The 25,019-nt window shown below is 69.5% G+C and carries 24 protein-coding genes and 3 pseudogenes; 17 read left to right on the forward strand and 10 right to left on the reverse strand.

What is annotated here, in order from left to right; translation table 11 throughout:
• Positions 1 to 55: 55 nt before the first annotated feature.
• From ABZ919_RS06120 to ABZ919_RS06130, 3 genes and pseudogenes are all read right to left on the reverse strand, one after another.
• Positions 56 to 1,324 (reverse strand): cytochrome P450, encoded by a 1,269-nt coding sequence (locus tag ABZ919_RS06120; protein WP_361243300.1) that lies wholly within the window; start codon positions 1,322 to 1,324, stop codon positions 56 to 58.
• A 73-nt stretch (positions 1,325 to 1,397) separates the two neighbouring features.
• Positions 1,398 to 2,801 (reverse strand): annotated as a pseudogene (locus ABZ919_RS06125) (FAD/NAD(P)-binding oxidoreductase).
• A complete protein-coding gene (locus tag ABZ919_RS06130; RefSeq protein ID WP_361243301.1) occupies positions 2,798 to 3,016 on the reverse strand; it encodes a ferredoxin in 219 nt (72 codons plus the stop codon). The pseudogene ABZ919_RS06125 and the gene ABZ919_RS06130 overlap by 4 nt, the downstream one beginning before the upstream one ends.
• Positions 3,017 to 3,500: 484 nt before the next feature.
• Here ABZ919_RS06130 and ABZ919_RS06135 point away from each other — a divergent pair, with 484 nt between their 5' ends.
• The 4 genes from ABZ919_RS06135 (at position 3,501) to ABZ919_RS06150 (ending at position 5,729) form a co-directional block, all read left to right on the forward strand.
• Positions 3,501 to 3,920 (forward strand): hypothetical protein, encoded by a 420-nt coding sequence (locus ABZ919_RS06135; RefSeq protein WP_361243303.1) that lies wholly within the window; start codon positions 3,501 to 3,503, stop codon positions 3,918 to 3,920.
• A 244-nt stretch (positions 3,921 to 4,164) separates the two neighbouring features.
• On the forward strand, positions 4,165 to 4,587 hold the full coding sequence (locus ABZ919_RS06140) for an SsgA family sporulation/cell division regulator (protein WP_361243305.1): 423 nt from the start codon (positions 4,165 to 4,167) through the stop codon (positions 4,585 to 4,587).
• A gap of 40 nt (positions 4,588 to 4,627) precedes the next feature.
• Positions 4,628 to 4,957 (forward strand): NIPSNAP family protein, encoded by a 330-nt coding sequence (locus tag ABZ919_RS06145; protein ID WP_361243306.1) that lies wholly within the window; start codon positions 4,628 to 4,630, stop codon positions 4,955 to 4,957.
• A gap of 346 nt (positions 4,958 to 5,303) precedes the next feature.
• Positions 5,304 to 5,729, forward strand: coding sequence for an SsgA family sporulation/cell division regulator (locus ABZ919_RS06150; protein WP_361243308.1), 426 nt, complete (start codon positions 5,304 to 5,306; stop codon positions 5,727 to 5,729).
• A 107-nt stretch (positions 5,730 to 5,836) separates the two neighbouring features.
• On the opposite strand, the gene ABZ919_RS06155 is transcribed toward ABZ919_RS06150, so the two are convergent.
• From ABZ919_RS06155 to ABZ919_RS06165, 3 genes are all read right to left on the reverse strand, one after another.
• Positions 5,837 to 6,910 carry a PP2C family protein-serine/threonine phosphatase gene (locus ABZ919_RS06155; protein WP_361243310.1) on the reverse strand — a complete coding sequence of 358 codons (1,074 nt, stop codon included), beginning with the start codon at positions 6,908 to 6,910 and terminating at the stop codon, positions 5,837 to 5,839.
• Positions 6,911 to 7,060: 150 nt separating this feature from the next.
• On the reverse strand, positions 7,061 to 7,279 hold the full coding sequence (locus ABZ919_RS06160; RefSeq protein ID WP_361243312.1) for a hypothetical protein: 219 nt from the start codon (positions 7,277 to 7,279) through the stop codon (positions 7,061 to 7,063).
• A 106-nt stretch (positions 7,280 to 7,385) separates the two neighbouring features.
• Positions 7,386 to 8,039: a TetR/AcrR family transcriptional regulator gene (locus ABZ919_RS06165; RefSeq protein ID WP_361243314.1), complete on the reverse strand. Its 654-nt coding sequence runs from the start codon at positions 8,037 to 8,039 to the stop codon at positions 7,386 to 7,388.
• 251 nt (positions 8,040 to 8,290) lie between these two features.
• Between ABZ919_RS06165 and ABZ919_RS06170 the strand changes: the two genes are divergently transcribed.
• The 3 genes from ABZ919_RS06170 (at position 8,291) to ABZ919_RS06180 (ending at position 13,480) form a co-directional block, all read left to right on the forward strand.
• Entirely contained in the window at positions 8,291 to 11,512 is a 3,222-nt protein-coding gene (locus ABZ919_RS06170) for a cytochrome P450 (protein ID WP_361243316.1), read from the forward strand.
• A gap of 162 nt (positions 11,513 to 11,674) precedes the next feature.
• On the forward strand, positions 11,675 to 12,721 hold the full coding sequence (locus tag ABZ919_RS06175) for a zinc-binding dehydrogenase (RefSeq protein ID WP_361243318.1): 1,047 nt from the start codon (positions 11,675 to 11,677) through the stop codon (positions 12,719 to 12,721).
• 108 nt (positions 12,722 to 12,829) lie between these two features.
• Complete coding sequence (locus tag ABZ919_RS06180; RefSeq protein ID WP_361243320.1) at positions 12,830 to 13,480, forward strand: TetR/AcrR family transcriptional regulator; 651 nt, start codon at positions 12,830 to 12,832, stop codon at positions 13,478 to 13,480.
• Here ABZ919_RS06180 and ABZ919_RS06185 read toward each other — a convergent pair.
• On the reverse strand, positions 13,446 to 14,084 hold the full coding sequence (locus tag ABZ919_RS06185; protein ID WP_361243321.1) for a TetR/AcrR family transcriptional regulator: 639 nt from the start codon (positions 14,082 to 14,084) through the stop codon (positions 13,446 to 13,448). The genes ABZ919_RS06180 and ABZ919_RS06185 overlap by 35 nt on opposite strands.
• 138 nt (positions 14,085 to 14,222) lie before the next feature.
• Between ABZ919_RS06185 and ABZ919_RS06190 the strand changes: the two genes are divergently transcribed.
• The 6 genes from ABZ919_RS06190 (at position 14,223) to ABZ919_RS06215 (ending at position 21,091) form a co-directional block, all read left to right on the forward strand.
• The gene (locus tag ABZ919_RS06190) at positions 14,223 to 15,368 is read left to right on the forward strand and encodes a VOC family protein (RefSeq protein WP_361243323.1); all 1,146 of its coding nucleotides are present in this window, start codon (positions 14,223 to 14,225) and stop codon (positions 15,366 to 15,368) included.
• Complete coding sequence (locus tag ABZ919_RS06195) at positions 15,365 to 16,303, forward strand: fumarylacetoacetate hydrolase family protein (protein WP_361243324.1); 939 nt, start codon at positions 15,365 to 15,367, stop codon at positions 16,301 to 16,303. Before ABZ919_RS06190 ends, ABZ919_RS06195 begins: the two co-directional genes overlap by 4 nt.
• Positions 16,300 to 17,940, forward strand: coding sequence for a bifunctional 3-(3-hydroxy-phenyl)propionate/3-hydroxycinnamic acid hydroxylase (locus ABZ919_RS06200; RefSeq protein ID WP_361243326.1), 1,641 nt, complete (start codon positions 16,300 to 16,302; stop codon positions 17,938 to 17,940). The genes ABZ919_RS06195 and ABZ919_RS06200 overlap by 4 nt, the downstream gene beginning before the upstream one ends.
• Entirely contained in the window at positions 17,937 to 19,970 is a 2,034-nt protein-coding gene (locus ABZ919_RS06205) for an acetoacetate--CoA ligase (RefSeq protein WP_361243328.1), read from the forward strand. Before ABZ919_RS06200 ends, ABZ919_RS06205 begins: the two co-directional genes overlap by 4 nt.
• Positions 19,967 to 20,314, forward strand: coding sequence for a DoxX family protein (locus ABZ919_RS06210; RefSeq protein WP_361243330.1), 348 nt, complete (start codon positions 19,967 to 19,969; stop codon positions 20,312 to 20,314). Before ABZ919_RS06205 ends, ABZ919_RS06210 begins: the two co-directional genes overlap by 4 nt.
• A 72-nt stretch (positions 20,315 to 20,386) precedes the next feature.
• Positions 20,387 to 21,091, forward strand: a complete 705-nt coding sequence (locus tag ABZ919_RS06215; protein WP_361243332.1) for a hypothetical protein — start codon at positions 20,387 to 20,389, stop codon at positions 21,089 to 21,091.
• Positions 21,092 to 21,172: 81 nt separating this feature from the next.
• Here the strand turns inward: ABZ919_RS06215 and ABZ919_RS06220 are convergent.
• Positions 21,173 to 21,352: pseudogene (locus tag ABZ919_RS06220) on the reverse strand (4-hydroxy-2-oxovalerate aldolase); the annotation flags it as partial.
• A 265-nt stretch (positions 21,353 to 21,617) separates the two neighbouring features.
• Between ABZ919_RS06220 and ABZ919_RS06225 the strand changes: the two are divergent.
• The 4 genes from ABZ919_RS06225 to infA all read left to right on the forward strand — a co-directional run bounded on the left by ABZ919_RS06225 (position 21,618) and on the right by infA (position 24,553).
• Positions 21,618 to 22,445 carry an alpha/beta hydrolase gene (locus tag ABZ919_RS06225; RefSeq protein WP_361243334.1) on the forward strand — a complete coding sequence of 276 codons (828 nt, stop codon included), beginning with the start codon at positions 21,618 to 21,620 and terminating at the stop codon, positions 22,443 to 22,445.
• 378 nt (positions 22,446 to 22,823) lie between these two features.
• Positions 22,824 to 23,048 (forward strand): hypothetical protein, encoded by a 225-nt coding sequence (locus tag ABZ919_RS06230; protein WP_361243335.1) that lies wholly within the window; start codon positions 22,824 to 22,826, stop codon positions 23,046 to 23,048.
• 408 nt (positions 23,049 to 23,456) lie between these two features.
• Entirely contained in the window at positions 23,457 to 24,254 is a 798-nt protein-coding gene (locus tag ABZ919_RS06235; protein WP_361243337.1) for a GNAT family N-acetyltransferase, read from the forward strand.
• Between the two features lie 74 nt (positions 24,255 to 24,328).
• Positions 24,329 to 24,553: a translation initiation factor IF-1 gene (gene infA, locus ABZ919_RS06240; RefSeq protein WP_014675926.1), complete on the forward strand. Its 225-nt coding sequence runs from the start codon at positions 24,329 to 24,331 to the stop codon at positions 24,551 to 24,553.
• Between the two features lie 23 nt (positions 24,554 to 24,576).
• On the opposite strand, the gene rpsR is transcribed toward infA, so the two are convergent.
• Positions 24,577 to 24,759 carry a 30S ribosomal protein S18 gene (gene rpsR / locus ABZ919_RS06245; RefSeq protein ID WP_361243496.1) on the reverse strand — a complete coding sequence of 61 codons (183 nt, stop codon included), beginning with the start codon at positions 24,757 to 24,759 and terminating at the stop codon, positions 24,577 to 24,579.
• Positions 24,733 to 24,975 (reverse strand): annotated as a pseudogene (locus tag ABZ919_RS06250) (GTP-binding protein); the annotation flags it as partial. The gene rpsR and the pseudogene ABZ919_RS06250, both read right to left, overlap by 27 nt.
• Positions 24,976 to 25,019 lie beyond the last annotated feature (44 nt).

A 25,019-nucleotide genomic window follows, 5' to 3' on the forward strand; every position in this document is an offset into this window, starting at 1 on the left:
CGGGCGGCTGCCGCCAATCGACGAGTTGAAAAGCCCGCCTTCACGCGCACACTGGTCAGTCGCGGATGCCGTCGATGTCGACCAGGACGTGACGCGGGCCGCGGAATATCTGGTTGTGCCGGTACGGCGGCGGGTCCTCGACGAGCCGGGGATTCTGCACCCGGCGGACGAACTCGCCGACCGCAATCTGAACCTCGAGTCGCGCGAGCGGGGCGCCGAAGCAGAAGTGGATGCCCTGGCTGAATCCGAGGTGCTGGTTGTCGGAGCGTTCCAGGTCGAGTTCGTCGGGGTCGGTGAACCGTTCCGGGTCGCGGTTGGCCGAGCCGTACGCCAGGAAGATCGGCGCCCCCTTCGGGATGGTGATGCCGGCGATGTCGATGTCCTCCAGGGCGGAGCGGGTATGCCAGAACTGCACCGACGACTCGAAGCGCAGCAGTTCCTCCACCCCCGGCACGATCAGGTCGGGCCGGCGCCGCAGCTTCTCGAGCGCGTCGGGGTGGCGCAGCAGGGTGAGCACGCTGTGGGCGATGAGATTGACCGTGGTCTCGTGTCCCGCGAAGATCAGGAGCAGGGTGTTGCTCGCGAGCACACCCTTGGGCATCCCTCCCTCCGGGCCGTCCTCGTTCACCATCGCCGAGAGCATGCCGGGACCGGGCTGTTCGGCGTACCTGTCGAGCAGCTCGGCTGCGAACTGCCCGAAATCCCGCACGGCCTGCCGGCCCCCAGCCTGCCGGCTGCGGATCTCTTCGGAGGCGGCCTCGGGACCGAAGTCCAAAGCGTCCAGGGCGGTCTCGATCCAGTGGTGGAAGCGTGGCTCGTCCTCCAGCGGCACGCCCAGAACCTTGCAGATCACCGTCACCGGCAAGGGATAGGCGAACTCGTCGACGGCATCGATCCGATTCTTGCCCTTCATGTCGTCCAGGAGTCCGTCGACGATGCGGCGGACCTCGGGCTCCAGGTCGGAGATGAGGTGAGGGGCATGGGGCGGACCGACGAAATGCGGCATCATCATCCGGCGATCCCGATCGTGCTCGGGCGGATCGCAGGTGATGATGTTCGGTTCGGTCAACACCTCCCTGATCGGCTCGGCCACCGACTCCCCCGAGCCCTGCGCCTGGGCCCCGGCTGGGACGGGACACTTCCGTGGATCCGAACTGACCCGAGGGTCATGCAGAAGCGCCACGATCTCCCGGTAGGTGCTGACGACATAGGTGCCGTCCGGTTGCCGCGCCACCGGAGTCTTGCGCAGTTCCTCGTAGAACGGGTACGGATTGGCGCGGTTGGCATACCGGAGGGCCTGCTGCCAGGGGGTTTCCTCCACCACGAGGCTTTCCTCCCTCTTCTCTGGTCGATGCTGTCCGCTTCTCTGGTCGATGCTGTCCGCCCCGACGCGCGCGTCAGTGGCGGCGCGGCCGGAACTCGGCCGTCCGCTCGCTCGGGGCGTGTCCGGTCAGGACGACGTCGGGGATCGCAGTCGGGACCCTTGGGTCCGGGAACTCGGCCGGCATCGGCTTCATGTCGGGCGGCTGGTCCCAGCCCGCCGGCGGAGGCGGGAATGGCCCTGACTGCTGGATCAACTTCCCGTAGTACTCCAGCCACTTGCCGTGATCGAAGGTGACGGCCGCGACGATGCGGCCCCGGTGACCGTAGGCGGCGGCGAAACGGCGCTCCTCGACCGATCCTTGAGTGAAGACGATCTCGTCACCGAAAGGCGGCACGCCGACGGACTTGATGTTCACGCCGAACTGACCGGACCAGAAGCCGGGCAGCAGCAGATGCGGACGATAGTGGGGCTCCAGGTTCACCATGTTGTGCGCCGCTACCTCCGCACCGAAAACCGCGTTGTCCCAATGCTCCATCGCCAGGAACTGGTACTCGTAGAGCACATGCGGTGCACGCGCCACGTCCCCTGCCACGTAGACGCTGTCGGTGACCACACCATTGATGTCGAAGGCGCGGCCGCCGGCATCGCACCCGACACCCTAGAAACCGGCCGCCAGCCCCGAGCCCTCCAGCCACTCCACGTTCCGGATCGACCCCAGCGAGGCCACCACCACATCGGCGTCGACAGTGGTTCCGTCGGACAGGTGCGCCCGCCGCACATGCCCTTCGGAGTCGCCCTCCAGCGACGACACGCCCAGCCCGCAGCGCAGGTCCACGCTGTGATCGCGCTGCATCTGCGCGGCGATCTCCCCGATCACCCCGCCCAGCGCGCCGACCAGCGGCGCCGAACCGCGCTCGACGACGGTCACCGGGATGTCGAGCTCCCGGCAGACAGAGGCCACTTCCGAGCCGATGAACCCGGCGCCGATAACCAGGACCCGCGACGGCGGCTCGGCCAGCTCCTTCTGCAGCTGCGCAGCATCATCACGCGAGCGAATCGTGTGCACCCCGTGCAGGGCTGCCTCGGCCGGGTTCGGCCACTGGCGTGCGCGGGTCCCCGTGGCGATCAGCAACCGGTCGTACGGGACCTGCTCCCCGTCGGCCAGGTGCACCTGTTTGGTCACGCGGTCCAGCCCGACGGCGGCCACCCCGAGCCGCCATTCCGCGTCCACCTCTCGCATGCGGGGCAGTTTGGTGTGGTCGGCCGGCACCCAGCCCTTGAGCACCTGTTTGGACAGCGGCGGACGGTCATACGGCTCGTACGGCTCGTCCCCGATGATGGTCAGGGAACCGGTGAAGCCCTCCTCGCGCAGCGTCTCCGCGGCCCGGAGCCCGGCCAGAGAAGCACCCACGATGACGATCCGGCCGCTGGCCCGGAACTCCCGCACCAGCTCTGCGACCGTTGCCCGCAGAGTCATGGCGTCTCGCCCCGCTCCGCGCCGTCCAGGCGGTCGATGACGATCGCCTGCACCGGGCACGCCGCAGCCGCTCGCTCGACCTGCAGGCGCCGCGGGTCATCGGGGTTCGGCTCATAGGTGAGCGCCTCCTGGCCGTTCAGCCTGAAGACCTCGTGCGCCAGATACACGCATTGCGCGTATCCCTGGCACCGATTCAGGTCCACGACGATCCGCATGGGCAGACTCCTTCCGCTCTGCCTCCGCCCCACGGCGACCGTCGACCCGGTCATGCAGCCTCGGTCATGAATCCAAGGGCCGGTTTCTCAAGCCTCCCGTCAGGCGACGGGGCCGGCTGTCCCTCCCGTCGCCCCGGCCAGGCCACCGAATGAGCAGGTTCTAAAAAAATGCTCGTCCCGCCTTCCGGCGATCGCAAACCCGCCTCTGCGGCGAACTGGAGGCATCCGTGACTTCGAGCGAGGAAGGTCGGCGGCCGGGGACGGCGACGGGCAGCTCGCGCTGAAGAGCGACATCTGCGGGCGCTCGTGCCGGCCGGTCAACGGTTACCTTCGTCACTTCGACATTTCCATACGACGTATGGTAACACTGGAAGCGCGCTTCCATACGACGTATGGAACTGCTGGCTCGGACCACACCGGGCGTCATACATCGCCTGACAGAACCGCCGTTGGCGCAGATCACCCCCCTCAGGAAGGAAAGATCATGAACAAGCTTGCGAAGCGCATCGCCCTCACTGCCTCCTCCGTCGCGGTCGCCGGTGCCGCCGTCCTCGGTGCCGGTGGCACCGCTTCGGCCGCGCCCCTTGCGTCCACGCACGCCCAGCACCCGACCGACGGGGCCGTGGCCGTGGCCGCTGATTACAGCTGGGACCACGGTGTCGGCTACCTGCTCGAGCGGGGCTACTCCTGCGACGAGACCCGCGGCTGGTACCAGGACCGCCACGGCAGCGATTCAACCCGGCACGACTGCGACGGGCTCTACTACCGCGATGGTCACTTCTACCGCTGGGAGGACGAGGGACACGGCTGGACGTCCGACAGGCCCTACCGCCACGACGGGGACCGCTGCGAGCACGACGGCTGGGGCAGGCGCCACCACGACGTGAGCCGCGACGACCGGTGAGACGGGTATCGGCCATGTGTGCAAGCGGTTCTCCTCGGCCCTGTCCCTGCCGGCGGCGGGGATCCGTCCGGCGGTCGGAGGGTGGCGTCCCCGACCGCCGGCCGAGTGAGTGCAGCACCACTCCTCATGCGGTGCGCCGGTGCCGTCCGGCGCCCGCGCCCTGCTGTACCGCCTCCGCCCGCGCTGCCTCTTCGCCACCGGCCGGTGTGAGACACCGCCGAGCCATACCCGGGAGCGGAAGCCGATGAAGAAGTCCCTGAAGGTCGTGGAACGGCGGGTGACCGTGCAACTGGTCGTCTCGCACGTCTACTCGTTGCCTCTCTGCGTACGTCTGCGCTACGAGCCCGCTGATCCCTATGTCGTCCGTGCCGCCTTCTTCGTCGACTGTGGCGAGCCGGTCGAATGGATCCTGGGGCGGGATCTTCTGGCTGACGGTCTGGAGGGTTCCGCAGGCCACGCGGACGTCCGGATCTGGTCGGCCGCAGGGCGGGGTGACGAGTCGGTCTACATCGCCCTCGGTTCTTCCGCAGGCACCGCCTTGCTCGAGGTCCCCGTGCAGGACATCTCGTCCTTCCTTCAGGACAGCCAGGCTCTGGTGCCACGGGGTACCGAGTCCGGACTCATCGACTGGGATGCCGAACTGGCACACCTCCTCCCCCAAGGCTGACCGCCGACCATCCATGCTCAGAAGCAAAGGAACCAGTGTCATGTCCCAGTACCAGCTTCGCGTCTACACCCTGCGCAGCTCCGACGCGCTCACCGCCTACGAGAAGATCTGGGCCCAGCACATTCCCGGTATGGCCAAGCACCGGATCACCACCCACGGCGTCTGGACGGTGCCCGCGGCGCCCGGAAGCGGCACTCCCCGGCTGTACGCCCTCGTTTCCTACAAGGACGCCGACGACGTGCAGGAGCGGCTGGAGGCATACCTGTCGAGTCCTGAATTCCGCGCGGACATGGAGGGCTTCGACATCAGCCAGATCGTCGGCCTCGACGAGATCCTGCTGACGCCCACCGTGGACTCTCCCTTGCGCTGACGGTCGGCCTGCCACGGGTGACGCGGCCAGAAGGGCCGGTATCCGGCGGCCCTGCGAGGGTGGTTCCGGTGTCTTCGCGTCGATCGCTGAGACCAAGGGCGCCCTTTGTCCGGCAACCACCGTTGGCCACATCTCCGTGACGGCCCCGGCCGACAGTGGTGGCCTCGCCTGCTCTCGTCGGCCGGGCGCCCTTGCGACGGCACGAAGAACTGCTCCTGCGGGTGCCCTCCTGCCGACCGCCACCGGTCCTCGCAGTAACCGCGTCTCTGTACAACCCCTTTGAATCCGGCGACCACCCTTCCGATGGCCCTCCCCGGATGACTCGAAGCACCAGGAGTAAGACCCGATGAAGTCATTGAGAACTGTGATCCAGGGGCTGCCTGTGAAGCTTGTCGGCGTGCATGCGACGGCCTTTCCCATGATCATGAATCTGCGGTACGAGCCAAGTGATCCCTACGTGGTCCATGCCGCATTCACCACCGATGTCGACAGCGACGAGCCGGTGGAATGGATCATCGGGCGCGATGTGCTGATCGACGGCCTGGAGGGCCCCGCCGGCGAGGGAGACGTTCGCATATGGCCCACCGGCGAGGAGGGCTGCCGCGACTTGTACATCCTTCTCAACCCGCCGTCCGGTACGGCCCTGCTCAAGGCCCCAGCGCAGGAATTCAAGGCGTTCCTGCAGGAAACGGAGGCAGTGGTGCCCCGGGGGGCCGAGCTCGGCCACAGCGACTTCGACCGCTTGCTGGCGCACTTCCTCGCCGAAGGGTGAGTCCTGCGACCGGAGCTTGAGCCACGAGGGCCGGCATCCAACAGCGCTTGTCATAGGGGAGATCCCCCGGCAGAAGGCATGAGGTGCGGCCGGTGCAGATGACGCGATCAGGTGCGTTCGATGATCAGGAAAGCGGCGTCGTCGGTGAGTTGCTCGCCGGTGTGCTCGAGCAGGTCGCGGTGAATGTGGTGCAGCAGGGCGTCGGGGCCTGAGGCGGGGAAGGAGGCGACCCGTTGGGCGAGGGGGTAGAAGGCTCCGGTCGGTGAGCGGGCTTCGATCACGCCGTCGGTGTAGAGGAGCAGCATGTCTCCCGGCTCCAAGGTGAAGGGATCGGTGCTGTCCTTCCGGACGCAGAGGGCGCACAGGCCCAAGGGGGGCGCGGGCCGGCGGGAGTGCAGGACGATCACCTGGTCTCCCCGGACCAGCAGGGGCGGCGGATGGCCGCAGTTGAGAATCTCGGCCTGGGGGCCCTCATCGGGGATGTCGAGCATGACAGCAGTGATGAAGTGCTCGTCGGCGTCGTGCGCGGTATCGGCGACCTCCTCCAGGTTCCGGCAGACGCTGTCTTCGACTGCGGTGACGAGTTCGGGCAGGGATTCGTACCGGTGAGCGCCCTCACGGAACGCGCCCATCACCACCGACGCCTCGCCGATGGAGGCGAGCCCATGGCCTCGTACGTCGCCGATGAGTACCCGGGTGCTGGGATGATCGGCGCGGGCGACCGCCAAGAGGTCACCCCCGATCTGGGCCTCCTCCTCAGCGGCCAGATACAGCCAGGCCACCCGCAACGACCCGATCCGGAGAGGTGGAGGCCGCAGCAGAATCCGCTGTGCCGTCTCGGCCACCGACCGCACCCGGCTCAGCTCCCGGGCACGCCGCTCCCGCACCCAGGTAATGAAGACCACCAGAGCCGACAGCACGGCCAGGGCGATGAGCTGGGCCACGTGGTTGGTCGTGGTCAGCCCGCCGTGGAAGACCGAGATGATCACCAGGGCTGCCTGCGCCAGAGCCCCGACCAGGGCGGTCAGCCGTGGACCGGCGAAGGAGGCGGTCAGAGTCGGCGCGATGACCAGCAACGGGCCCAGATGAACACTGGTGCCGATGCCGATGTCCGTCACCGTGATGGCAACGATCAGTGCGAGCGCGATCACCAGCAGCCCGCGCCCCGCGCGCTGCTCCATGAGGCGGTCTCCCGATAGACCTCTCGCACCCATAGGCCCTTTTTACGCCCTCTTCAGCCGTACATGCCCCTGCGTCGGTTCCTGTCGAGGTCGGTACGGCTTGCGGTGTTGCATCTGAGCGCGGACGGGAGTACTCGCCCATACCGCTGGTCACGGGCCCAGGTCAGCGGAGGAACTGGTTCCAGGCGGTGCCGCCGAGGTCCGAGCGGGTCCGTGGTCCGAAGCGGCCCGAAGCTCCTCGGGTACCGGAGGGAGAGGGGGCGTGCCGGTCTCCAGCGCGGCCAGGCGGAGGTCGAGAAGGCTCGGCCAGTGCCGGTTGACGGTTGCCCTGCCGACGTCGGCTCGAGTCGCAACCGTCTGATGTGTCACGGCCTCCAGCCCACCTTCCGTGAGCAACGCGGTGGCCGCCGGACCATGGCCTCACGACTGCGCAAGAGACGCGGATCTGTTCGATCTTCCACCTGGTACACCTTCCTCAATGGCCGGCGTGCCGGCCGTCACGACCGGCGGTGAGGCGGCCTTCCAGGCCCGTGATCAGCGTGTCCATCACGAGACGGAACATGTGGTCCTGGTCAGGGCCTTCAGGGGCCGCACTCGTAGAGCCGGGGTCTGCGTCCGCGGCCCCGTCTTCGTCGGCTTCAGGGCCATGGGACTTGAGGGTCGACCACTGGTGGAGAGCGCCGTTGAGTTCTGCGGTGAGGACGCCGATGACGACGGCGACCATCAGCGCGGCGATCTCCGAGACCTCTGACTGCGGCACACCGGCAGCGGCCACGATGGCGGTGAGGGCGGTCCAGAACGGGTCGTTGGACTGGATGAAGTCCGGCTGGTGGCTGAACGAGTACGCCAGCAGCTTGGGGTGACGGTGCGCCAGGGTCCGGAAGTCCGTGGCGAGCAGCCGGATCCGCTCCTGCCAGGGAGCGTCCTCCAGTGTCACGGTGCGGAACTGCGCTCCGACCATTCTCGTCACGCCGCGCAGCACGGCTTCCTTGTTCGGCACGTGGTGGTACAGCGACATCGGGTTCGCGTCGAGCGCGGTGGCGAGTTTGCGCATGGTGAGCGCCTCGACCCCGTCCTCGTCGATGAGCCGCAGGGCGGCGGCATAGATCCCGGCCTCCGTCAGAGGCACGTCTCTCTTCCTCGTTCCCCGCGGGGGACGTCTCACCTTCTTTTCCATACCCCGTACGGTACCAGTTCCATACACGGTACGGAAATGAGCTTCACCACAGCGCCGCCTGGGCTCTCGAGGTTGCACTCCACTTTCCGTACCACGTATGGTTCTAATTCCATACGGCGTATGTTTCCGTACGGCGCCACGGCATCGACCTGCGCAGCGCGCCCTTGCCCACCCCCTCCACCCCCTCCGCAGAGGAGCAAGACATGACCACGCACTCCGCGAACGACCTTCGCCCCATCCGGTCCCCGCGCGGGATCCCCCTGCTCGGCAACACGCCGCAGATCCCCGACACCAACCCGGTCGAGTACTTCGCCGAGCTGTCCAAGCAGTTCCCCGAGGGCATCTACGGCCTGGACATCGCCGGCATCGAGCAGATCTTCGTCTACGACCCGGACCTGGTGGCCGAGGTCTCCGACGAGACGCGGTTCTTCAAGCAGATCGAGAAGACGCCGCTGCAGCATGTCCGGGACTTCGCGGGCGCGGGCCTGTTCACGGCCCACCAGCACGAGGAGGAATGGGGCATGGCACACCGGATCCTCCTGCCGGCGTTCAGCCAGCGGGCCATGAAGGCGTACTTCGGGCAGATGCTGGAGATCGCCCAGAACCTGGCGGGCAAGTGGGAGCGCAAGGAGGGTCAGTCGGTCAACATCACCGACGACTACACCCGGCTAACGCTGGACACGATCGCCCTGTCGGGGTTCGGCTACCGGTTCGACTCCTTCGAGAAGGAGGAGCTGCACCCCTTCCTCAACGCGCTGCTGGGCGCGCTGGTGGAGTCGCTGCGGCGCTCGCAGGAGCTGCCGATGATGACCAAGCTCCGCAAGGCCGATGCCAAGAAGTACGGCGAGAACATCCGGCTGATGCAGGAGCTGGTCGAGAGCGTGATCAAGGAGCGCCGCGAGGGGAAGGGCGGCGGTGAGGAGGATCTGCTGGGCCTGATGCTCGAGGCCACCGACCCGGAGACCGGCAAGCGGCTGGCCGACGACAACGTCCGCGACCAGGTGCTGACGTTCCTGATCGCCGGTCACGAGACCACCAGCGGCCTGCTGTCGTTCGCCACGTACTCGCTGATGCGCAACCCGCACGTGCTGGCCCAGGCCTATGCCGAGGTGGACCGGCTGATGCCCGGCGACACGGTCCCGGACTACGACACGATCATGCAGCTGGACGTCATCCCGCGGATCCTGGACGAGACGCTGCGCCTGTGGGCTCCCATCCCGTCGTTCGGCAAGACGGCGCGGGAGGACACCGTCATCGGCGGCCACTACGAGCTGAAGAAGGGTGCGAAGGTCCTCATCCTGGAAGGCCCGCTGCACACACACCCCAAGGCGTGGGAGCGGCCGGACGAGTTCGACATCGACCGCTGGCTGCCGGAGAACCGCGTCCAGCAGCACCCGCACGCCTACAAGCCGTTCGGCAACGGCATACGTGCCTGCATCGGCCGCCAGTTCGCGCTCACCGAGGCCCGCCTGGCCCTCGCGCTGGTGCTGCAGAAGTTCAAGTTCTCCGACACCAACGACTACAAGATGGACCCCCGGGAGGCGCTGACGCGCAAGCCCGGCAACTTCGAGCTGATCGTCCGCCGTCGTCAGGAGCACGAGCGGACCGTCTTCGGCGCCGCGGACCTGCAGACCGGGGACACGCAGGCGCAGGCAGCGGTCAGCGGCGTCGGGGTGAACCTGACCGTCGCCTACGGCTCCAGCCTCGGCTCCTGCGAGGACCTGGCCCGCACCATCGCCGACCGCAGTGAGCGCTCCGGCTTCGGCACCACGCTGGTGAGCCTGGACGAGCTGGGCGACAACCTGCCCACCGAGGGCCTGCTCGCCGTGGTCGCCGCCAGCTACAACGGCAAGGCTCCCGACAACGCCCAGCGCTTCGACGACCTGCTCGCCGCCGGACTGCCCGAGGGCTCACTGTCCAACGTGCGGTACGCGCTGCTGGGCGCCGGCAACACCCAGTGGGTGGCCACCTACCAGGCATTCCCCAAGCGGATCGAGGAAGGTCTGCTGGCGGCCGGCGCCACCCCCATCGTCGAGCGCGGCATCGCGGACGCCGCCGGTGACTTCGACGGCATGGCCACGCGGTGGATGAACACCCTGTGGGCCACTCTGGCCGAGGAGTACGCCGCCGACACCTCCCAGGCGAGCGGCCCCCGCTACGAGGTCCAGCTGCTCACCGAGTCCGACGTGCGCCCCGCCATCGTCTCCGAGCAGGCGTACCCGCTCACCGTGGTGGCCAACGAGGAACTCGTGGCCGACGCGACCGGGCTGTGGGACTTCAGTATCGAGCCGCCGCGCCCGTCCGCGAAGTCCATCACCTTCGAGCTGCCCGAGGGCGTCACCTACGACACCGGCAACCACCTGGCCGTCTTCGCCAAGAACGAACTCGCCCTGGTCGAGCGCGCGCTGAGTCGGCTCGGCGTCGACTACGACCAGGTGCTCCGGCTCGACCAGCCGGCCGGTGGCCGCACCCACCTGCCGGTCGGCACCCCGGTCACCGCCGGCATCCTGCTCACCGAGTTCCTCGAACTGCAGGACGTGGCCACCCGCTCCCAGATCCAGACGCTCGCCGAGCACACCGAGTGCCCGTGGACCCGGCCGCAGCTCCAGGCGTACACCGCCGAAACCCAGGAGGCCGAGGAGCGCTACCAGAAAGAGATCCTCGGCAAGCGCATCTCCGTCCTGGGCCTGCTGGAGCGCTTCCCGGCCGTCGAGCTGCCCCTGGCGGTCTTCCTGGAGATGACGGGCCCCATCCGTCCCCGCTTCTACTCCATCTCCTCCGCCCCGTCCGCCAACCCGCGCCATGTCCGCCTGACCGTCGGCCTCCTGGAAGGCCCGGCCCTGTCCGGCGACGGCCAGTACCGCGGCACCTGCTCCGCCTACATCGCCGCCCTCGAACCCGGAGACGTCGTCTACGGCTACGTCCGCGTGCCCTCCCCGACGTTCGCCCCGCCCGCCGACCCCGCCACGCCGCTGATCCTCATCGGCCCCGGCACCGGCATCGCGCCGCTGCGCGGCTTCCTGGAGGAGCGGGCCACACAGCACGCGAACGGCACCCAGGTGGGCGCGTCGCAGGTCTTCGTCGGCTGCCGCCACCCGGAGCACGACTACTTCTACAAGCAGGAGATGCAGGACTGGGAGCAGGCCGGGATCGCGCAGATCCACACCGCCTATTCCGCGGTGACCGGCCACCCGGCCCGGTTCGTGCAGAACGCCATCGCCCGTGCCGCCGACACGGTGTGGCAGGCCATCGAGGACGGCGCGTACATCTACGTCTGCGGTGACGGCCGCCGCATGGCCCCCGCCGTCCGCGAGGCACTCGCCGCCATCCACCGCCAGAAGACCGGCAGCGACGACGAGAGGGCCCAGCAGTGGCTCGCCCAGCTCGAAGCGGACGAGCGCTACCAGCAGGACGTCTTCGCCTGACCGTCGCACGCCGTCACGGCGCGCCGACCCCCCAGCCGCCGGGGGGCGTGCGGACGTCCTGCCTCCCCCGCACGCCCTCCCGGCCCCACCAGCCATTCAGACACCTCATGGCACCCATGGCCCGAACCACCGGGCCGTGCCGCTCACAGAAAGCAGACCACCATGGACACCATGCTCGCCGGACGCTTCCACCTGGACAGCAAGAAGTTCGCCGTGGAAGAGGTCCCGATCCCCGTGCCGGGCCCGGGCGAGGTCCTCATCGAGGTCAAGGCCGCCGGCGTCTGCCTCTCCGACGTCCACCTCCTCGACGGCTCCCTCGTCCCGCTGTTCGCCACCTCCGACACCATCACCGTCGGCCACGAGGTCTCCGGTGTCATCCACACGCTCGGCCCCGACCTCAAGCGCGGCCTGCCCGTCGGCGCCCGCGTCACCCTGGAGGCCGGCAAGACCTGCGGCACGTGCGCCGGATGCGTGCGCCACCGCCCCTGCACCCAGATGCTCACCGCCGGCATCGACTACGACGGCGGCTGGGCCGAGTACGTGATCGCCCGCGAGGACACCCTCATTCCCATCCCCGACAGCCTCCCCTTCGACCAGGCCGCGATCATCCCCGACGCGGTCTCCACTCCCTACGCCGCCGTCGTCGCCACCGCGGGCGTCCGTGCCGCCCAGTCCGTCGGGGTCTGGGGCGTGGGCGGAGTCGGCGCGCACAACGTACGCCTCGCCCGCCTGGTCGGCGCCGCCCCGATCATCGCCGTCGACCCGCTGCCCAGCGCTCGCGAGCGTGCCCTGGCCTTCGGCGCGGACCTCGCGCTCGACCCGGCAGCCCCCGACTTCGCCGACCAGGTCCGCGCAGCCACCGGCGGACGCGGCCTCGACTTCGCCTTCGACTGCGCCGGCGTCCCCGCCGTCCGCGACCAGGCCGCCTCCGTGCTCGGCCTGGGCGGCTCCCTGATCCTGGTGGGCATCACACCCCGGCCGCTCACCATCACCGAGGGCCTGACCTTCAACTACCTGCAGAAGCAGGTGCGCGGCCACTACGGCGGCTTCCCCGAGTCCGTCTCCGAGCTGGTGCAGCTGACCGCGGCCGGCCGCCTCGACCTGGCCCCCTCCATCACCGACCACATCCCCCTCATCGAGGCCGCCGACGCCGTCCACCGACTCGAGAACAAGATCGGCGACCCGATCCGCCTCATCCTCGTCCCCTGACGCCCGTCAGCAGGACGACAAGCCACCCTGGGCAGGGGTGAGTGGGCGCCGGTGTGTGAGGGTGCACCGGCGCCCACGGCTTTGCGGCAACCGTGGAGAGAAAGAACCATGCAGACGACCGACACCCCGGGCCGTACTGTGCAGCGCAAGGATGCTCACTCCAACCACAGGCGCATCCTCGCGACCGCCCGGCGGAAACTGCGCGACGACCCCGACGCGAGTCTCGACAGCATCGCTCAGGCGGCCGGCGTCGCCCGGCGCACCCTCTACGGACACTTCCCCAGCCGGCATGCGCTGATCGCCGACCTGGCGCGGGAAGCAGGCCATGAACTCCGGCAGGCGTTCGCCGGAGCCCGTACCGCGGATGCCGACCCGGTCGAGGCGATGACACGGATGGTGCTGGCGGCATGGACGGTGGGCGACCACTACCGCGTGCTCATCACCTTGGGACGGCGCCATCTGGGAGAGGACGAGATCCGCACCACCCTGGCACCGGCCCGGGCAGAAGCCGTCGCAACCCTACGGCGCGGTCAGCGCGAAGGCGTCTTCGCGGACCACCTTCCCGCACCCGTGCTCGCCCGAGCACTGGAGGCACTCATGCTGGCCCTCGCTGAGGAGAACGCCGCATGCCTGTGGGCGGACCCCACTGGTGAGGCCGCGGCAACCGCGTTCCTCGTCGCCGCCGGCGTAGCACCACAGAGGGCCGCACTTCAGGTGCAGGAGGTCATCGGGCGAGTTCGGGCAGCGGGCGACGGGTGACCTCACGGGCGTCGTCCGCGGGGACGCCGAGCATCCGCAAGACCATTGCGGCCAGGTCGGAGGCGGCCTCGTCGCCGTCGAGGTCGGGGCGGGCCAGCCGTAGCGCCACGAGGGACATCAGGGTGCCGCCCACGGCGGACAGGGCGGTGGTCGCGTTGGCGCAGTCGAAACGGCCTGAGGCGATGCCGATCTCCAGGTCGCGCAGCGCTCGCGGGGCCAGGCCGCGGTCGGAGTGGATGTAGGCCAGGCCACGGTCACGCAGGATCCGGGTGAGCTCGGGGTGGGAGTCGGCCATCCGGGCGGTGAGCCGGAAGCCGGCCGCGACCAGCTCGGCCGGGTCGTCGATGCCTTCCACGCGCGCGTCGATGACCTGCCCGAACTCCTCCAGGGCGTCCGTCACCGCCGCGTCGAACAGCTCCGTCTTCGACTCGAAGTGGTTGTAGAAGGACCCGAAGCCGACATCGGCGCGCTCGGCGATGGCCTGGATGCTTGCGCTCGTGTCCCCGGTCTCCGCGAGGATCTGCCGGGCCGCGCGGACGAGCGCCTGGCGGGTCTCGGCACGGCGTCGCTCGAAGCGGTTCTTGGGCGGGGCTGACGTCGGCATAGGGCCCAGTGTAACCGCCGCAACGATGACCCTGCCATTACTGATGAGATCCTCAATTATTTGGGCTGCACCTATTGACGACGAGAAACAGCAGAGTTGATGATTTCCTCATTACGGCAGTGTTGCTTGGAGGACACCATGTCCCACATCCCCGTTAACAAGGGCGGTCCTCTGACGCCCCACCAAGACCTCCACAGTGAGCAGGGCGCCCTACGCGGTGAACACCCCGGGCGAGCCCCGAATCCCGTGATCAAAGTGGCGGATCTGGCCTGGCTGGAGTTCGAGAAGCCGGATCTGGACCGGGCCGAGGTGTTCGCCCGTGACTTCGGCTTCGCGATCGCCGCCCGCACCGATCACGAGCTGTGGCTGCGCGGCACGTTCGCGGGCTCGCCCTGCATGGTCATCCGGCGCGGCCGCACCTCCCGCTTCCTCGGGCCGGCGTTCCGCGCGGCCGAGCGGACCGATGTGGACCGGCTGGCCGCCGCCGTCGGCCACACCGTCCGGGACATCGACGTCCCCGGCGGCGGCCGGTCGGTCGCCCTGTTCGATCCCTCGGGACTACCGGTCCGGGTGGTGCACTGCGCCGAACCGCTTCCCGCGCTGCCCGGGCAGCAGCCGCTGATCTTCAACACCGGCATCGAAGGCCGTCGTACGAACACCACCCAGCGCCCGCCCCGTGAGCCGTCCCGCATCCAGCGCCTCGGCCATGTGGTGCTGGAGACGCGGACGTTCACCCGCACCCTGGACTGGTACCTGGACACCCTCGGCATGATCGTGTCCGACTTCCTGTTCCTGGACGGACAGCGCCGGCGCGGGCCGACCATGGCGTTCATCCGCTGCGACCAGGGCAGCCTGCCCGTGGACCACCACACCCTCGCCCTGCACCTCGGGCCGGGCACCGGCTACGTCCACTCCGCCTACCAGGTCACCGACCTCGACGCGATCGCCGCCGGCGGGGAGTACCTGGCCGAGCGCGGCTACCGGCGCAGCTGGGGCATCGGCCGGCACATCCAGGGCAGCCAGCTCTTCGACTACTGGCGCGACCCCGACCACTTCATGCTGGAGCACTTCGCCGACGGCGACCTGTTCTCCTGCGACCTCGAACCCGGCTGGGCACCGATGTCGGCGAGCGGCCTGGCCCAGTGGGGCCCGCCCGTCACCCGCGACTTCCTGGGCACCAGCCCCTCCCCCGCCAAGCTCCGCGAGGTCATGACGGCCCTGCGCGACGACAACGAACTCGACCCCGCACGCCTGCTGGGCCTGATGAAAGCGATGAGCTCATGAGCACCAACGTGCTGCGCACCCCCGACGGCTGGTGGGCCGTCCGAAACGAGCGCGCCGTCCGCATCGACACCAAGGCGGTCACCACCGCCGAACTGCTCGCCGACCGGACCGCCGTCCGCGAAGCCGCCGCCTCCACCGACAGCGGCACACCCGTCGCCGACCTGGTCGCACTGCCCCCGGTCACCACCCCCTGCCGGGTGGTCGCCCAGATGGTCAACTACCGCAGCCACGCCAAGGATTCGGGCTTCACCGGCGACATCCCGCCCACCTTCTTCCGCAAGGCGTCCGGCTCGGTCAGCGGCCCGCACGACACGATCGTCCGCCCGGCACACGTGAACTTCCTCGACTACGAAGTCGAACTCGGCCTCGTCATGGGCGCGACGCTCCCGGTGGGCACGGTTGTCGAGGAGCAGGACCTTCCTTCGTACGTCGCCGGGCTCGTCCTCACCAACGACGTCAGCGCCCGCGACGTCCAGCTGACCAAGACGCAGTTCTACGAGAGCAAGTCCTACCCGACCTTCACGCCGACGGGTCCGTACCTGGCCCTGCTGGAGCCGGAGGACTTCGACCGTCTGATCGACCTGCGACTGCGGCTGTCGGTGAACGGTGTAACGCGTCAGGACCGCACCCTGGCCGACATGATCGTGCGGCCCGCGCAGGCGCTCACCCTGCTCGCCCGCTTCCAGACTCTCGACCCGGGCGACCTGCTGCTGACCGGTACGCCCGGCGGCACCGCCCTGAAGGCCCCGCCCAAGCCGGTCGAGAAGATCGCCGCGCTGCTGCCGCCCACGCTGAAGTGGAAGGCGTTCTTCAACGGCCAGGCCAAGAACCCCCTGTACCTGCGCGACGGTGACCTCGTCACCGCCACGATCGCCACCCCCGACGGGCGGATCGACCTGGGCGAGCAGCGGACCGCTGTGGGGGCCGCGACGTGAGCGTCACACCCCGCAGACCGGTGGTGATCATCGGGGCGGGGCCCGTGGGAGTCACGGCCGCGCTCCTGCTGGCCCGTTACGGAGTGCGCAGCCTCCTCCTCGAACGCCACCCCGATGTCTACCCCCTGCCGCGCGCCGTCGTCGTGGACGACGAGGTCCGCAGGATCCTGCAGAGCGTCGGCGTCCACGAGGAGTTCGCCGCCATCGCCCGGCCGGCCCCCGGGCTACGGCTGCTGGACGCCCGGCGCCGCGTGATCAGCGAGTTCCCGCGGTCCATGCACGGACTCCACGGATTCCCGCAGCTGAGCATGTTCAACCAGCCCGAGCTGGAACGTCTGCTGCGGGGCGCCCTGGCGCACCGCCCGGAGTGCGAGCTGTGGAGCGGGGTGGAGGTCGTGTCCGTCACCGAGTCCAACACGCCGGACACCGGCACACCCGACGATCCGGCGGGTCCCGTCCGGGTCACCTTCCGGCGCGGCGGCAGTGACGAGGAGGAACACCTGTGGGCCGATGCCGTCCTCGGCTGCGACGGGGCGGGCAGCCTCACCCGTGACGCCATCGGCGCCGCCTGGGAGGACCTGCACTTCCAGGAGAGCTGGCGGGTCATCGACGTGCGCACCAGCCGCCCGGTGCGGACCTGGGAAGGCGCCGAGCAGATCTGCTGCCCCACCCGGCCGGCCACCTTCATGCGCATCAGCGAGGACCGCTACCGCTGGGAGTTCCGGCTGGCCGACGACCAGAACCTGGAGGGCCCGGAGGGATGGGAGCGCCTGCGCGAGCTGGTCGCCCCCTGGGTGGACCTGCCGGCCTCGCAGAGCGACGACTTCGAGGTGGTACGGCAGGCGCAGTACACCTTCCAGGCCCGTCTCGCCGACCGGTGGCGCAGGGGGCGTGTCTTCCTGCTGGGCGACGCCGCCCACCTGACCCCGCCCTTCGTCGGGCAGGGCCTGTGCTCCGGCCTGCGCGACGCCAACAACCTCACCTGGAAACTCGCCCGGGTCCTGCAACAGGGCGCGCCCGAGGAACTGCTGGACACCTACGAACGCGAGCGCAAGCCGCACGCCCGCCATGTGATCCGCGTGGCGGTGGCCGTCGGCTGGGCCATGACCGGCGGACAGGACCGCGGTGCGGCCTTTCGCCGGGCCGTCGTGGGCACGGTCTGTCGCATCCCCGCCGTGACCGAGGCGGTGAGCCGTGACCTCAGCCCCGCCCTGGCCGCCGGCCCGCTGGTACGGCGCCGGCCCAGGCTGGCCGGCCGCACGCTGGCCGGCACCTTCTGCCCGCAGCCCTGGATTCGGCACGACGGCAGGCGAGTGCGTCTCGATGACGTCGTCCGGGACGCCTTCGTCGTCCTGACCGCCGTACCGGCCACGGCGCAGATGACGGCAGTGACCACGGCACTGGGCGCCCCGACGATCCACGTCGATGACCTGGACGACGACGGCACGCTCGCCGCCTGGCTGGCACGCGGCCGAGCGGACGCCGTCCTGCTGCGCCCCGACCGCGTCGTGATGGACACCGTCCCCGCCGGATCCGGCCACTTCCCGGAGCCCACGGCCTGGGCCTCCCTGCTCCACACGGCCCGCCGTACCACCGATGCCCGATCCGTCTCCCTGCCGAGGAGCACCGCACCGTGACCATCCCTCATCCCACGCCGTATCCGGCACCGTTCCTGCCGCCCGACCCGAAAACGGCCGCCAGCAGCCGCATCGCGGACTTCGCCCGCTGGGCCGCCCGGCACCAGGGCGCCGAATGGATTCCGGACCCGACCGACTACCAGGCCCTGCACCACTGGTCCGTCACCGACCTGGAAGGATTCTGGGCGGCGGTGTGGGAGTACTTCGACATCGACGCCACCACTCCGTACGAGCGGGTGCTGGCCGAGGAAGCCATGCCCGGCGCCCGCTGGTTCCCCGGCGCCACCCTCAACTACGCCCACCACGCCCTGCGCAACCTGCACCCGGACGCCCCCGCGATCACCGCACTGGACGAGACCGGAGCCGCCTACGAGATCACGGGCCGGCAGCTGCGCGCCCAGGTCGCCTCCGTCGCGGCCACCCTGCGCGACCTGGGCGTCGAACCCGGCGACCGGGTGGTCGGCTACCTGCCCAACACCCCCCACGCCGTCATCGCGTTCCTCGCCACGGCCAGCCTCGGCGCGGTGTGGTCCGTGTGCGGCCAGGACTACGCGCCCAAGGCGGCCGCCGACCGCTTCGCCCAGCTCGAACCCACGGTGCTCATCACGGCGGACGGCTACCTCTTCAACGGCACCCGTCACGACCGCCGCGCCGCCTCCCTCGACCTCGCCGCCGCCCTGCCCACGCTCAAGGCCACGGTCCTCGTGGATCACCTGGGCCTCGCGTGGCCCGCGACCCGGGCCGCGAGGCTGACGGTTCCCTGGGAGGACGCGGCCGGCCGCTCGGAGTACCTCACCATCACTTCGGTGCCGTTCGACCACCCGCTGTGGATCGTCTTCTCCTCCGGCACCACCGGCCTGCCCAAAGGCATCGTCCACGGCCACGGAGGCGTGCTGCTGGAGCACCTCAAGACCCTCGGTCTCCACTCCGACCTCGGCCCCGGCGACCGCCTGCTGTGGTACACCACCACCCACTGGATGATGTGGAACCTGGTCGTCTCCACCCTGCTGACCGGTGCCGCCACCTGCACCTACGACGGCAGCCCGGCGCCGGTGGCGCGCCCGGACGTCGTGTGGGAGCTGGCGGCCCGCCACAAGGTCACCGTCTTCGGCACCAGTCCCCAGTACCTGCTGGCCATGGCCAAGCTCGGCGTCGACCCCGCCGTGCACGACCTTTCGGCGATCCGCGTCATCGGCTGCACCGGCTCCGCGCTGCCCGCCTCCGCCTACCCCTGGGTCCGCGACCACGTCGGCGCAGGCGTCCAGCTAGCCTCCACCAGCGGCGGCACGGATGTCGTCTCCGGCTTCGCCGGCAGCGCCCCCACCACCCCGGTGTGGGCGGGTGAACTGTCGGCTCCCAACCTCGGCGTGGCGCTCGCGGCGTACGACGGCGCGGGACGGCCGGTCGTCGACCAGGTCGGCGAACTGGTCGTCACCCGGCCCATGCCGTCCATGCCGCTGTACTTCTGGAACGACCCCGACGGCAGCCGCTACCGCGACGCCTACTTCACCGCCTACCCGGGCGTGTGGCGGCACGGGGACTGGATCACTCTCACCTCCCACGGCTCGGTGATCGTGCACGGCCGCTCCGACGCCACGCTCAACCGCAACGGCGTACGGCTGGGCAGCGCTGACATCCACGACATCGTCGAACGCCTCCCCGAGATCACCGAAGCCCTTGTCATCGGCGCGGAAGAACCCGACGGCGGTTACTGGATGCCGCTCTTCGTGGTCCTCGCCGACGGGGTCGGTCTGGACGAGTCCCTGTGCGAGAAGATCCGCGACGCGATCCGTACCGGCGCCTCCCCCCGCCATGTCCCCGACGAGATCCTCGGCGTGCCGGCCGTCCCGCACACGAAGACCGGCAAGAAGCTCGAGGTCCCGGTCAAGCGCCTCCTCCAGGGCGCACCCGCCGAGCAGGTCCTCAACCCCTCCGCGGTCGACAACCCCGACCTGATCGCCCACTTCGCCGGCCTGGGAGCCGAACGCCGCCAGGCCCGTCGTCCGCACACCCCTGAAGGCGCCTCGTGATCCTCTCCGCCTCGCTGACCTGTCTCATCGCGTTGATCTTCGCCCTGCTGGGCGCGGCCAAGATCCTGGCCCTGGGTCCGATGCCCGAGCTGGCCGCCCACGCCGGCTTCACCACCGCGGCCTACCGGGTCATCGGCGGCCTGGAGCTGGCGGGCGCCATCGGCGTGGCTCTCGGCCCGGTCATACCGCTGTGCGGCGGCCTGGCCGGCATCGGGCTGCTGATGCTGCTCGCCGGTGCCGTGGCCACGCACGTACGCAGGGGCGACGGGCTGACCAAACTCCTCCCCGCGGTGACATGCGCGGCCCTGGTCGCCTGGTATCTCGTACTCCTCGCCGGCCTCTGAACCGTTCCGGCGGCCTGTCGGCGGCCACTCGTCCTGTTAGCGGTCCCACGGCGGGGCTGGCAGACTGAACCTGTGGTTCCGCTGATGGTCGCGGCGGATGAGATCGCGTCCTCATCGCTTACCGGCGCCAGTGTGGTATCGGTCTGCGCACTGCTCTTCACCGTCGCGTCGTTCTGGTGGCTCAACGCCAGGCAGGGACGCCTGAAGGCGTGGGAACCTCATTCCTTCGCGGCGATCGTCCACGGTTCCACGGCACGCCTACGACTGCCGCTCGTCCTGCACAACACCGGTCCCAAACCGATCGTCGTGCAGGACCTCATCCTGACCTTCCCTGATGAGCCCGCCTCACATCTGCCGCTCCTGTGGGTGTCCTCCACGTCCCGGCTCCAACCGGGGCCGGACGAGGAGACGAAGCTGCCCGCCGGATTCGTCGTGCCCGGCAGAGAAGCACAACAACTCTTCCTCGAGTTCGAGGCACCGTTTTCCGGATTCCTCCCGGAGGCCCGTGACTACAAGGCCCAGATACAGGTGCGGGTCGGCCACCGCAAGGGTTGGCGGCCCCTGCTGACGTTCAGCCTGAGGGCCGCCAACATCATCGATCCAGATCGCTACACCGTTTACAACAACGCACCGGTCGAGCTGACGAAGGAAGACCAGAGGAGAGCGGATGCCGCGCTCCTCGAACTGCTGGAAGAGCACGGGGACGGCTCCCCTCCGGGCGGCAGGAGACAGGAAGACCCTCCGAATGACGAAGGTGAAGCCGACACGAGCCGCTGATATCGCCGTCCGCCCTCTGACGTGGACAGCGGTGGCACCGGCCCCGCCGGGCCACCACAGCCACCGCACCGATCACTCGCGTCAGTCGACGCAGCCGGCCGCCGCGAGGTCGAGCGCAATGTCCGTGATCATGTCCGCCTGGCCGCCGACCATCCTGCGCCGGCCGGCTTCGACAAGGATCGCCCGGGTGCTCAGTCCGTGACGGCGCGCCGCGGCATCGGCGTGCCGGAGGAAACCGGAGTACACGCCCGCGTACCCGAGGGCGAGCGCTCAGCAACACGGCCGCCTGCCCGTCATCCGGGCCATGGCCGAACGAAACGCCGACATCGTGCGCTGGACCGAGTTCGACCGCGGCGGCCACAAACGACGATCGAAGGGTCAGCACCGCACCGTCACGTAGGCCATCTGGCGGTCGACGCTTGCGCCCGGTGCGGGCATGCGTTCCGCTGGCAAGCGGGTGCAAGAACATCCCTCTCTTCCGCCCGGCCTGCCCACGTACGGCCGGAGCCGCGCCAACGGAGGCCACATGCCCATCTGCACCACCCGCGACGGTGTCGAGATCTTCTACAAGGACTGGGGCCAGGGGCGTCCCGTGGTGTTCATCCACGGCTGGCCGCTCAACGGCGACGCCTGGCAGGACCAGCTCAAGGCCGTCGTGGACGCCGGGTACCGCGGAATCGCGCACGACCGTCGCGGCCACGGACACTCCACGCCCGTCTGGGACGGCTACGACTTCGACACCTTCGCCGACGACCTCAACGACCTGCTCACCCACCTCGACCTGCAAGACGTCACCCTGGTCGCGCACTCCATGGGTGGCGGCGAGCTCGCGCGCTACATCGGCCGACACGGCACCGGGCGGCTGCGCTCGGCGGTGCTGCTGTCCGCCATCCCACCGGTGATGATCAAGTCTGACAAAAATCCCGAGGGCGTGCCGGAAACGGTGTTCGACTCACTCAAGAACGGCATCCTCGCCGAGCACTCCCAGTTCTGGAAGGACACCGCGGAGGGCTTCTTCTCCGCCAACCGTCCCGGCAACAAAGTCACCCAGGGCAACAAGGATGCCTTCTGGTACATGGCGATGGCGCAGACCATCGAAGGCGGCGTGCGATGCGTGGACGCCTTCGGCTACACCGACTTCACCGAGGACCTGAAGAAATTCGACATCCCCACCCTGGTGGTGCACGGCGACGACGACCAGGTCGTGCCCATCGACGCCACCGGCCGCAAGTCCGCCCAGATCATCCCGAACGCCGAGCTGAAGGTGTACGAGGGCAGCTCCCACGGCATCGCGATGGTGCCGGGCGACAAGGAGAGGTTCAACCGGGACCTGCTGGAATTCCTCACCAAGTAGAAGCCGACCCTGCCGGCCGCAAGTTCTTGCTCGCCTTCGCCCAGGACGACGAAGGAATGCCCGCGCCCTCGGACTCGGGCCGGCCGACATCGAGCAGTTCCTGCACAGCGGCCTCACCCTGCGCCCCGACACCGCGGTGCCGGATCCTTGTCCACCGTCACCGACCTCGCCTGGATGCGGCAGGGGCGGCGCCTGGCCGTGGCCGCGTACGGGGCCGTGCGCTGCCACGAGCGGCACACCGAGAAGCCGGTCGCCCCCTAGGGTTCCCACCTCGCACTCGCCCTCGCGCCCACCGGGAGGTGGATCTGCAGCGGCAACCAGGACGCCTCCCTCCACGTTGCCCAAGCCTCCCCCGCCCGCGACGGCGGCGAACTCACCATGTCCGGCTACCCGGAGGTCTCCCGGCTCGCCTTCGACGACACCGGCTTCTGGCTGGCCGCCGACGGCGCACCCGACGTGACCGTCTGGGACTTCTCCGGCAAGGGTCCGGAGGGCACCGCACCGCGCTCGCTGCACTGCCACGAGACGGTGACCGCGCTGGCCTGGCGGCCGGGCGCGGCCGGGCATCTGGCCAGCGGCGGCGACGGCACCGCAGCCCTGTGACACGCCACGGCCGGGCGGCCGCAGGCGCGCCCGCGGCCTGTGCGCGAACTGGACGGCACGGGCGCCGCGGTCGCCGCACTGGCCTGGGCAGGTCCCCACCTACGGCATCGACGACACGTGCGACCACGAGCATCCCGAACTCTGGGCGGGCCCCTGAGGACCCCGGGCCGGGCGGCGAACACAGCCACGGCACCGCCCGGCCCGGTATGGACACCAAGAGCTCCGGATAAATGCGTTGGGCTGACCGGCCCCCGCTGATAGCGTCTGGGCGGCCGTGAGAAAGCGTGAGGAGGTGAGACCCATGAAGGCTGTATCCATGTGGGTGCTCCCCCATGTCGTCACGGTGGGCGATTGACGTAGGTGTCGCCGGGAGCGCCTCGGACAAGGCACTCCTGAGAGGCAACACCTATGAACTTTGTGCATTCCACTCCGGGCACGGACAACCATCCCGTTGTGGTCGCGCGGGTCTCGGACACGCAGTGGCACGCTGTGGAGGACGACCTGACGGTCGGCCGCGGCGTCGCTTCGCGTCGGCCCGACGGGCGGCTCTTCGTCAGCATCGACGCGTGGCACGGCGCGGTCTTCGACCGCATCGCCGACGCGATTCTGACGGACCTGCCGACACCGCTGTACACCGTCGTCGACGAGGCCGACCACGACTCGAGGTCCGCCTGGGAGCGGGCCGGCTTCGCCACCGCACGCCGCGAGTGGGGCTATCTCGTGTCCACCGACCCGCGGATCACCGGGCTCGGCTCGGTACGGCCCCCGTCCGGCGTGACGATCGTGCCCGCTGGTGAGGCGGAGGAGGGCCCGCTGCGCGCCCTGGACCGCATCGTCCGCGACGAGATCGAGGCCACCGTCGGATGGCAGACGATGCCGGCCGAGGTGCTGCCCCGCACGGAGGGGGTCACTGTGCTCGATCCGTCGAAGTACGCGGTGGCAAGGCACGTGGACGAGTACGTGGGACTGGTCCGGGTGGGGCCGCTGACCCGGCAGCCTCGGATCGGGCTGATCGCCGTCCGGTCCGACAGACACCGCCGCGGCATCGCCCGGGCGCTGCTGGCCCACGCCCTCGGTTCCTTGCACCACTCCAGGACCGCCTCGGCCTGGGCCGAGGTGGACGAGTCCAACGCGGCGGCCACCGCCCTGTTCGAGGGCATCGGTGCCCGCCGCACGGCCAGCACCCTGGAGCTCGTCCGCCACTGACGCGCCACCACATCGCACAGAGCGACCGTTTTCCTACCGAATTCACCGTCATATAACGGGAGAAGTGAGAGACCATGACAAAGGCAGCAGGGGGCGTAGAAGCCGAAGGCACCGTCATCGAGTGCCTGCGCAACGCCACCTTCAAGGTGGAACTCCAGAACGGGCACACGGTGCTCGCCCACATCAGCGGGAAGATCCGGAAGAACCGCATCAAGATCCTCCCGTACGACCGAGTGCTCGTGGAACTCAGCCCCTACGACCTCACCCGCGGCCGGATCCGCTACCGGTACAGGGCGTGACGGAAGGTGCGGCACCCATCGCCCTATCGGGAGTTGCAGGGAAGGAGCGCCATCTCGCGTGCGTTCTTGATGGCCTGTGTCATCTGCCGCTGCTGCTGACGCGTCACGTGGGTCACCCGACGGCTGCGGATCTTTCCGCGGTCGGAGACGAACGTCCGCAGCAAGTCGGTGTCCTTGTACAGGCATGAGTCGAGCAGGGCCGGCAGGCCGTCGCGGTCCAGGCCGGGCGAGGTGAAGGTGAGGTACTGGCAGCGGTCGCCGTGTTCGGGGTGCCAGTCCACGGAGGCGGCGAGGCGGCGCTCGGCGGGCACCATCTCCCAGGCGGCGTCGGGCAGAGCTGCCAGCCAGGGCCCGGCCGACTCCACGCTCAGCGCGCCGCCGGCGGCGTCCCGGGACAGCAGTGTGTCGGGGCGGTCCGCCAGTGAGGGCTGGCACCCCAGGCCGGCGGAGATCGTCTCCCGCCAGG

It is taken from the genome of Streptomyces sp. NPDC046759, from assembly GCF_040645475.1.
GTDB lineage: Bacteria > Actinomycetota > Actinomycetes > Streptomycetales > Streptomycetaceae > Streptomyces.

Excerpts from the sequence above, each read along its gene's own strand:
- ABZ919_RS06190 (WP_361243323.1), top strand. The coding sequence starts at position 14,223 with ATGTCCCACATCCCCGTTAACAAGGGCGGTCCTCTGACGCCCCACCAA.
- ABZ919_RS06225 (WP_361243334.1), top strand. The coding sequence starts at position 21,618 with ATGCCCATCTGCACCACCCGCGACGGTGTCGAGATCTTCTACAAGGAC.
- infA (WP_014675926.1), top strand. The coding sequence starts at position 24,329 with ATGACAAAGGCAGCAGGGGGCGTAGAAGCCGAAGGCACCGTCATCGAG.
- ABZ919_RS06235 (WP_361243337.1), top strand. The coding sequence starts at position 23,457 with ATGAACTTTGTGCATTCCACTCCGGGCACGGACAACCATCCCGTTGTG.
- ABZ919_RS06155 (WP_361243310.1), bottom strand. The coding sequence starts at position 6,910 with ATGGAGCAGCGCGCGGGGCGCGGGCTGCTGGTGATCGCGCTCGCACTG.
- ABZ919_RS06130 (WP_361243301.1), bottom strand. The coding sequence starts at position 3,016 with ATGCGGATCGTCGTGGACCTGAATCGGTGCCAGGGATACGCGCAATGC.
- ABZ919_RS06150 (WP_361243308.1), top strand. The coding sequence starts at position 5,304 with ATGAAGTCATTGAGAACTGTGATCCAGGGGCTGCCTGTGAAGCTTGTC.
- ABZ919_RS06185 (WP_361243321.1), bottom strand. The coding sequence starts at position 14,084 with ATGCCGACGTCAGCCCCGCCCAAGAACCGCTTCGAGCGACGCCGTGCC.
- ABZ919_RS06230 (WP_361243335.1), top strand. The coding sequence starts at position 22,824 with ATGTCCGGCTACCCGGAGGTCTCCCGGCTCGCCTTCGACGACACCGGC.
- ABZ919_RS06135 (WP_361243303.1), top strand. The coding sequence starts at position 3,501 with ATGAACAAGCTTGCGAAGCGCATCGCCCTCACTGCCTCCTCCGTCGCG.
- ABZ919_RS06195 (WP_361243324.1), top strand. The coding sequence starts at position 15,365 with ATGAGCACCAACGTGCTGCGCACCCCCGACGGCTGGTGGGCCGTCCGA.
- ABZ919_RS06180 (WP_361243320.1), top strand. The coding sequence starts at position 12,830 with ATGCAGACGACCGACACCCCGGGCCGTACTGTGCAGCGCAAGGATGCT.
- ABZ919_RS06145 (WP_361243306.1), top strand. The coding sequence starts at position 4,628 with ATGTCCCAGTACCAGCTTCGCGTCTACACCCTGCGCAGCTCCGACGCG.
- ABZ919_RS06140 (WP_361243305.1), top strand. The coding sequence starts at position 4,165 with ATGAAGAAGTCCCTGAAGGTCGTGGAACGGCGGGTGACCGTGCAACTG.
- ABZ919_RS06170 (WP_361243316.1), top strand. The coding sequence starts at position 8,291 with ATGACCACGCACTCCGCGAACGACCTTCGCCCCATCCGGTCCCCGCGC.
- ABZ919_RS06175 (WP_361243318.1), top strand. The coding sequence starts at position 11,675 with ATGGACACCATGCTCGCCGGACGCTTCCACCTGGACAGCAAGAAGTTC.